We start from the raw sequence: 7469 nt of genomic DNA on the forward strand, positions 1-7469 counted from the left end.
GGGTCCGCAAAGACCCGCCCGGCAATCACTCAGAGACCGACGTCTGGCAGTTCCGGACGGTTGGCCAGGGCCTTGGCCATGATCTGCTCGACGAACACCCGATCGGCTTCCGGCAGTGCCAGGCGTGGCGGACGGGTCAGCGCGCTGCCGCGACCGGCGATGGCTTCGCAGAGCTTGATGCACTGCACCAGGTCGGCGCGGGCATCGAGGTGCAGGATCGGCATCAACCATTCGTAGATCGGCATGGCTTCGGCGAAGCGACCGGCCTTGGCCAGGCGGAAGATGGTCTCGCCTTCTTTCGGGAACACGTTCGACATGCCCGAGACCCAGCCTTCGGCACCCACCGCGATGCTTTCCAGCACCACGTCGTCGAGACCTGCGAACAACACGAAACGGTCGCCGACTTCATTGCGCACATCGATGAAACGACGGGTATCGCCGGACGAATCCTTGAAGCACACCACGTTGTCGCAGTCGGCCAGGGAAATCAGGATGTCCGGGGTGACGTCGTTTTTGTAGATCGGCGGGTTGTTGTAGACCATCAACGGTACGTCAGCGTTTTTCGCCACGTAGCGGTAGTGCTCGGCGGTCTCGAACGGCTTGGAACCGTAGACCAGCGCCGGCATCAGCATCACGCCGTCGACGCCGACCCGGCGTACGGCATTGGCGACCTTGGCCGCTTGCACGCTGGTGAACTCGGCCACGCCGCAGATCACTGGCACGCGACCGCGGGAGGCGTCGACCGCGACTTCGGTCACGGCGATTTTTTCTTCGGCGGTCAATGAGGTGTTTTCCCCCACCGAACCGCACACCACCAGGCCCGATACGCCGTCACGGATCACGTTGGAAATCACCTGATGGGTTTTTTCCAGGTTGATGGTGAAGTCATCGTTGAATTGAGTGGTCACCGCGGGGAAGACGCCACTCCAGTTAATACGCTTGCTCATTGTTGCCTCCGGTTTGTTTATTGTATTTCGTATACGATATTTCAAGTGACAATGTTCGGCTAGTACTTTTTTCAATCAATCAGGGGTTTTTGCTGCTGGGTGAAATCACTGTGGAGAGAGAGCCTTTTGTGGCGAGGGAGCTTGCTCCCGTTCGGCTGCGTAGCAGTCGTAAAAACCGTGATTACAGCATTGGGGCTGCTGCGCAACCCAGCGGGAGCAAGCTCCCTCGCCACAAAAGCTCCTTCTCCATACAAGCTGCCTCACCACACAAGCTCCGTTTCGGCGTCAGGCACCGGGCCAGGTGTCTGACAGGCGATAGCCTTGTGGCCACGGATCGCTCGGATCGAGCAGCAATTGGTGGGTGCCGGTGATCCAGGCCCGGCCGGAAATGCACGGGTAGATCGCCGGGCGTCCGGCCACTTCGGTCAGGGAGTCGATACGGCAGTGGAATTCGGAACCGATGATCGAACGGCCAATAAAGCGCTCGCCCACCTGCATCAGTCCCTTGGCCTGCAGCACCGCCATGCGCGCCGAGCAGCCGGTGCCGGTGGGCGAGCGGTCGATCTTGCCGGGTTGAATCACCACCGCGTTTCTGCCAGTGGCGATGCCGTTTTCAACGACGATGGGCGCGGCAATCTGGCAGAAGGAAATATGTGACCACTCGGGGTTCAGCGGATGGACGAAGCCCAGTTGTTCATTGGCTGCGCGGGTGATTTTCAGCCCGACCGCCACCAGCTCGGCGGCCTCATCAGGACGAATGGAAAAGCCCAGGCGTTCGGCGTCGGCGATGACAAAACTGTCGCCGCCGTACGCGGTGTCGACCTGCAACGAGCCGAGGCCTTCGACTTCGATCCAGGCGTCGAGGCGGTCAGCGAAGGAGGGCACGTTCTTGATTTCTACCCGCTCGACCTTGCCATCACGGCAATCGGCCACGGCCTCGATCAGGCCGCCGGGCGCTTCGAGCACCAGTCGGGTTTGCGGTTCGGTCATCGGCAGAATGCCGCTGTCGAGCAGCACGGTGGCGACGCACAGCGAATTGGAACCGGACATCGGTGGCGTGTCTGCCGGTTCCATGATGATCCAGGCCATCTGCGCCCGAGGATCCTTGGCCGGCACCAGCAGGTTGACGTGACGGAACACGCCGCCGCGAGGCTCGTTGAGCACGAAGTTGCGCAGTGTCTGATCCTTGGCGATCCAGCGCGATTGCTCCCACACGGTGGCGCCCGGTGGTGGGGCGACACCGCCGACGATCACATCGCCGACTTCACCTTCGGCATGACAGCTGACTACATGAATGACTTTCGATGAGCGCATTACCTGCTCCTTGTTTCGTCTGTTAGGGCCTCATCGCGGGCAAGCCCGCTCCCACAGGTATCTGTGTCGGCCACCAATTTTGTGTACACCACAAACCCTGTGGGAGCGGGCTTGCCCGCGATGAGGCCATCAGTTACTTCACCGATTTTGCGTACACCAACAACCCTTGTGGGAGCGGGCTTGCTCGCGAAGGGGCCAGCCGCTATTTCACCGATTTCAGAAAGGCCGCCGTTTCCGCATGCACCGGATTACCAATCACCTGATCCGGCGAGCCGATCTCGTGCACCAGGCCATTGCGAAAGAACGCCACGCGGTCGGATACATCGCGGGCAAAGCGGATTTCGTGGGTCACCAGCACCATGGTCATGCCGTCTTCGGCGAGCATGCGCATGGTGTCCAGCACCTCGCCGACCAATTGCGGGTCGAGGGCCGACGTGGCTTCGTCGAACAGCATGTAATCCGGCGACATGGCCAGGGCGCGAGCGATGGCCATGCGTTGCTGCTGGCCTCCGGACAACTTGCCGGGGAAGGTCTTGAGCTTGTCACCCAAGCCCACGTGGGTCAGTTGCTGCACCGCCAGCTCCTCGGCGTCGCACTTGCTTTTGCCCAGCACTTTGCGCGGCGCCAGCATCACGTTTTCCAGCACCGTCAGGTGCGGGAAGGCATTCCATTGCTGGAACACGATGCCGATTTTCTGCCGCAGGCGATTGAGGTCGGTGGCGCTGTCATGCACCTCGACGCCGTCGACGCGAATGCTGCCTTTCTGGATCGGTTCCAGGCCGTTGATGCACATCAGCAGGGTCGATTTGCCGGAGCCCGAGCCGCCGATGATCGACACCACCTCGCCCTTGTTCACCGTCAGGCTGACACCCTTGACCACGGCGAGGTCGCCGAAGGATTTATGTACGTTGTCGATCTCAATCATTTTCTTGCCACCTTCTTTCCAGACGAGCGCCCAGGCGTGCGACCACCAGGCTCATGACGTAGTAAATAAGGCCCGCGATGCACAGCACCAGCAACGGTTCCTGGATGCGGGTGACGATGGTTTGCGAGGCGCGCAGCAGTTCGACGATGCCGATCCACATCACCAGCGCGGTGTCTTTCATCACGCCGAGCACCAGGTTCAGCCAGCCGGGGAACGCCACCCGGGTGGCCATGGGCAGGACGATCCAGCGCAGGTCCTGCAGGAAGCTCAGGCCCAGCGAGCGACTGGCCCGGCGCAGGGTGAACGGCACCGACAGCACACCCGCGCGCACGATCTCGGTGAAGTACGCGGCGGCATAAACTCCCAGCACGATGCAGCCGACGCTGAAGGCGCTGATGTTCAAGCCGACGATGCTTTTGAGCGAGTTGAACAGCACGAACTGGATCAGCAACGGCACGCTGCGAAACACGTCCAGCACCCAGGCGAGGGGCAAACTGGCCCGCGGCAACAAGGCCCGCAGCAAGCCGAAGAGCAAGCCGGCGAGTGAGCCGAGCATGATCGACCAGAACGTCAGTTGCAGCGTGACCCAGGCGCCATTGAGCAGGAACAACAGGTCATTGGAGGAAAAACCGGTGGAAAACATGCACAGCTCCTCAGTAACGGAACAACCGCCAGGCCATCAGCCGGGCTGCCGCGACGATCGCCTTGGCAATCAGGTAATACAGCACCGCTGCAATGGCGAAGAACTCGAAGGTGCGGAACGTTTTGACGTTGTAGTCCTGGGTCACACCGGTCAGGTCATTGTTCAGCCCGACGATCACCCCCAGCGACGTCATCAGCACCGCCCAGACCATTTGATTGGTCAGCGGGTAGAAGACGATCCGCAGCAGCTGCGGGACGATGATCATGCGGTAGGCCTGAAAGGCACTCATGCCCAGCGAACGTGCAGCGCGCACTTGGGTATCCGGTACGGCCTTGAGGCCTCCGCGAAAGTTCTCCGCCAGATACCCGGCATTGTTGAAGGTGATCCCGGCCAGCAGGGCGAGCCATGAACTGACGTGCAGGCCCAGCGAGCCGAGGCCGAAGTAGAGGACGTAGATCTGGAACAGCGACGGGGTGTTGCGCGCGATCGACACCCAGCCGTTGCCGATGCCGCGCAGTAGCGGGTTTTTGCTTTCGCGCATCACGGTCAGGGCCAGGGCGATCAGTACGCCGAAGATCATCGACAGCGCCGCGGTCTCGAACGTGACCAGGGCACCGGCGAGCATGTCCGGCAGGGCGCGCAGCGCTGAGCGCCATTGGAAGCTGTAATCAAACATGCGCAGGGCTCTCCAGTAGGGCGGCAGGTTGTAACCACGCCGGCAGGCGCCCGCTGGCGGTGGCATTGCAGGCGGCATCGACGCATTCTTTGATGCTGGCGAAATGCACCTTGCGGCCCACCAGACCGGGTGCGTAATGGGCGTACTTGCCGGAGTTGGTCATCAAGGTTTTTGCGGCCAGCGGGATCACCGGTTCGCCGAGCATGCACCAGCAGGTATCGGTGACCAGGGTGGCGCCGAAGGCTTCGATCACGGCGATATGCCCGGCTTCGCGAGCCTGCTCCAGCACGGCGCGGCCGCAAGTAATGGCAAGGACTACGTCAGGGTGTTTGTGCCGACCGCGGCACAACCGCGCGAGGTGGGCGAACTCGCTGAGGGAGAAATGCGGATTGCCCAGCGAGACCACATCTACCCGGCTGTCGCGGGCACTGTTGAGCTCGCGCCAGCTGAGCAATAGATCGATCAGGCGGATTTTTTCCACGGGTAGGGATACATCCACTTCCAGCACCTGTGTTGGGTCGAGTGATTCCGGAGTTACTCCAGCGATATGGAACAAGGGCGCTGCGGACGTGGTGGCAAATGCCGCGCCGAAAGCTTTGAGGTCGTCCAGGCTTGGCTGACGGTTTTCCAACCCGCGCACCAGTGGAATCCGGCTGCCCGCCAGCGCACCGATGTGGTAACCGAGCAGCGGGTAGAAGGCGTCGTCCAGTTCACCCAGGACGGGCAACTCGATCTGCAGTCGGGCCTTGCGTTGCGCGTCCAGGTGGCAGCCGATCAACGGGGCGCGACCGGTCAGCGCGATGCAGATGTCCAGATAGTCCGGGTACTTCAGGGTGCGTGCGCCGAGCACGCTGTTGGCGTAGACCACCGCGTTGGATTCGGCCCAGACGATCTGCTCGCCAGCCTTTGGCGCGCTGTCGAGCAGGTAGGGTGCGCAGGTGAAACTCAGCTGTGCACCCATCGCCATATAGGCATCGCCCAAGTCACTGGCCGGTTCACCGAGGGCCGGGTCGATGCCCAGTTCGCGCCAGCGGCGTTGGTCCACGGAAATAGAATTGAGGGTGGTGGGCACCCGCACTGTTGCTCCCCATTGCACCAACTGTTGGGCAAAACGCAGGCTCGCAGGTCCCGTGTAGATGCAGCCGTCAATGTGCGCCTGGGTGACATCCACCAGATGGCGGGCACCTTGCAGTTCGGCCATGCGCAGGACGATCTGCATGGCCACTTGCGCGGCCTTGCCATGCTGGCCGTCGAGCAGCGCCCGGTCGTGTTCGGTGAGTTCGATCGGGGTTGCAATGTTGGTGCTCGGCAAAGGGCTGTCGAGTGCCTGCCAGGCATCGCCCGGCAGGTGCTCGAACAGGCTCAGCGTTGTGTTCTCGACCCGAGCGAAGGCCTTGCCGCGCAGGACGGCGAAGGCCTCCCGGCCGATGCACAGCACCGGCAGGGAACGCTCGAAAATGGTCTGTGCCACGAGCACGCCCAGGGTCAGGATCTCATCGGACTCGGCCAGTACCAGTGCGGCCGGTGCGTGACCGTTGCTGATCAGTTCCATCAACACGCTACTACCGGTGCACGAGCCGCGACCGCTGGGAATGGCCAGCACGCGGCCGGCCAGGTATTCGCCGCTGAGCGGGTGGTGACGGTCAATGATCTCACCGCTAAACGGATCGACCCCGCCCCAGAAACTCAACCCGATATCGGCGAACAGCAGGGCGCCCTCGGCGGCGCCCGCGACCAGGCTGCGACCGGTCAGAGAAGTGGGCCTAGGCATGCCGGACATCTCAGTAGTAGACCTTTGGCACGGTCAGGTCGGTGGGTGAAATCTCGGTGCCGACCCATTTGGTGAACAGCTCGTTGTAACGGCCTGTTCGCACTTGCTGGTTCACGAACAGGTCGAGATACCGGAGCAGACCGTACTCGTTGCGTTTGGCACCGAGGGACACGTAATCGATCACGTACGGGGCGTTACCGGCGACTTTCAGGTTTTTGTATTTGCCGGACTTGAGAGTGGCGGCAGCCACGGTGTTGGTGACCACGGTGGCGGCGATATGGCCTTGGGCGACTGCCAGCAGGGTGTCGTTCTGCGACTGATAGGCGCGGAAGGTGCCAGTACCCCAGTTCTTCACGTCTTTTTCCAGGGCGATGGCCTCATAGGTGCCACTGGTGTTGCCCACGGGTTTGCCCTTGATGTCATCGAAGCTGTTGATGCCGGTGTCGTCGCGGGTCAGCACCACCATCTGGAAGGCAAAGTAGGGCACGGTGAGGCCGACGGTCTTGGCCCGTTCGAGGGTGTCGGAGGTGGAGGCGACGATCACGTCGGCCCGCCCGGAGACCAGTGCCGGAATGCGGTCCGGGAATGGCGTCTCTACCACTTCGGCGTCGACCCCAAGGATTTTCGCCAGGTCATGGCAGTAGTCCACGTCGAAACCGGCCGGGTTGTTGCCTGCGTCGCGAAAACCCATGGGCGGAAAGTCCAGGGTCACGGCGCAGCGCAGCTTGCCCGAACCGATAATGTCGTCGAGCTTGTCGGCCTGGGCGGTGGCGATAAATGAGGTACTGAGAACAGCGCTGAGGGCTACGGCAAATGCGGGGTTTTTCATAGAGGCCTCGTTGATGTGAAGTGCTGTTGGATATCGTATTGGGGATTTCGTATACGATATTAACAATAGCAATCAACGTGCCTATTTCCAGGCGCAAGCGCGAATTAATCGTCAGGCCTTGAAGTAGAGGTGTTGTGGTGCATCAGAGTGATGGCGTGAGGGCGAGGTTCGTAATGGCGGGTGTTACAGATGGGAGCAATGGTTGTGTGGGGCGCCCCTTTAAGGAACACCGGCGCCCTGTTAATGGTGATCGTTCCCACGCTCCGCGTGGGAATGCAGCCCGGGACGCTCCGCGTCCCTTCCAGAGCCGAACGCGGAGCGTCCGTTGAGGCATTCCCACGCGGAGCGTCACTAGTGTCCGGTA

Annotated in this window: 7 protein-coding genes; all 7 read right to left on the reverse strand. The window is 61.7% G+C overall.

The window, feature by feature from the left end:
- Nucleotides 1-29: 29 nt before the first annotated feature.
- Nucleotides 30-947, reverse strand: coding sequence for a dihydrodipicolinate synthase family protein (locus IC37_RS21925; protein WP_030132201.1), 918 nt, complete (start codon nt 945-947; stop codon nt 30-32).
- Nucleotides 948-1232: 285 nt separating this feature from the next.
- The gene (locus tag IC37_RS21930) at nt 1233-2261 is read right to left on the reverse strand and encodes a proline racemase family protein (protein ID WP_030132200.1); all 1029 of its coding nucleotides are present in this window, start codon (nt 2259-2261) and stop codon (nt 1233-1235) included.
- A gap of 202 nt (nt 2262-2463) precedes the next feature.
- Entirely contained in the window at nt 2464-3186 is a 723-nt protein-coding gene (locus IC37_RS21935; RefSeq protein ID WP_095920380.1) for an amino acid ABC transporter ATP-binding protein, read from the reverse strand.
- Entirely contained in the window at nt 3179-3829 is a 651-nt protein-coding gene (locus tag IC37_RS21940) for an amino acid ABC transporter permease (RefSeq protein WP_030132198.1), read from the reverse strand. The genes IC37_RS21935 and IC37_RS21940 overlap by 8 nt, the downstream gene beginning before the upstream one ends.
- A gap of 10 nt (nt 3830-3839) precedes the next feature.
- Nucleotides 3840-4505 (reverse strand): amino acid ABC transporter permease, encoded by a 666-nt coding sequence (locus IC37_RS21945; RefSeq protein ID WP_007903733.1) that lies wholly within the window; start codon nt 4503-4505, stop codon nt 3840-3842.
- On the reverse strand, nt 4498-6276 hold the full coding sequence (locus tag IC37_RS21950) for an aconitase X (RefSeq protein WP_030132197.1): 1779 nt from the start codon (nt 6274-6276) through the stop codon (nt 4498-4500). Before IC37_RS21950 ends, IC37_RS21945 begins: the two co-directional genes overlap by 8 nt.
- Before the next feature lie 10 nt (nt 6277-6286).
- Nucleotides 6287-7105, reverse strand: a complete 819-nt coding sequence (locus tag IC37_RS21955; protein WP_030132196.1) for a transporter substrate-binding domain-containing protein — start codon at nt 7103-7105, stop codon at nt 6287-6289.
- Between the last annotated feature and the right edge of the window lie 364 nt (nt 7106-7469).

Origin of the sequence: Pseudomonas sp. QTF5 (genome assembly GCF_000512695.2) — a bacterium.
Lineage (GTDB): Bacteria > Pseudomonadota > Gammaproteobacteria > Pseudomonadales > Pseudomonadaceae > Aquipseudomonas.

Coding starts and splice junctions, on each gene's coding strand:
- IC37_RS21930 (WP_030132200.1), bottom strand. CDS start 2,261: ATGCGCTCATCGAAAGTCATTCATGTAGTCAGCTGTCATGCCGAAGGT.
- IC37_RS21955 (WP_030132196.1), bottom strand. CDS start 7,105: ATGAAAAACCCCGCATTTGCCGTAGCCCTCAGCGCTGTTCTCAGTACC.
- IC37_RS21945 (WP_007903733.1), bottom strand. CDS start 4,505: ATGTTTGATTACAGCTTCCAATGGCGCTCAGCGCTGCGCGCCCTGCCG.
- IC37_RS21950 (WP_030132197.1), bottom strand. CDS start 6,276: ATGCCTAGGCCCACTTCTCTGACCGGTCGCAGCCTGGTCGCGGGCGCC.
- IC37_RS21925 (WP_030132201.1), bottom strand. CDS start 947: ATGAGCAAGCGTATTAACTGGAGTGGCGTCTTCCCCGCGGTGACCACT.
- IC37_RS21940 (WP_030132198.1), bottom strand. CDS start 3,829: ATGTTTTCCACCGGTTTTTCCTCCAATGACCTGTTGTTCCTGCTCAAT.
- IC37_RS21935 (WP_095920380.1), bottom strand. CDS start 3,186: ATGATTGAGATCGACAACGTACATAAATCCTTCGGCGACCTCGCCGTG.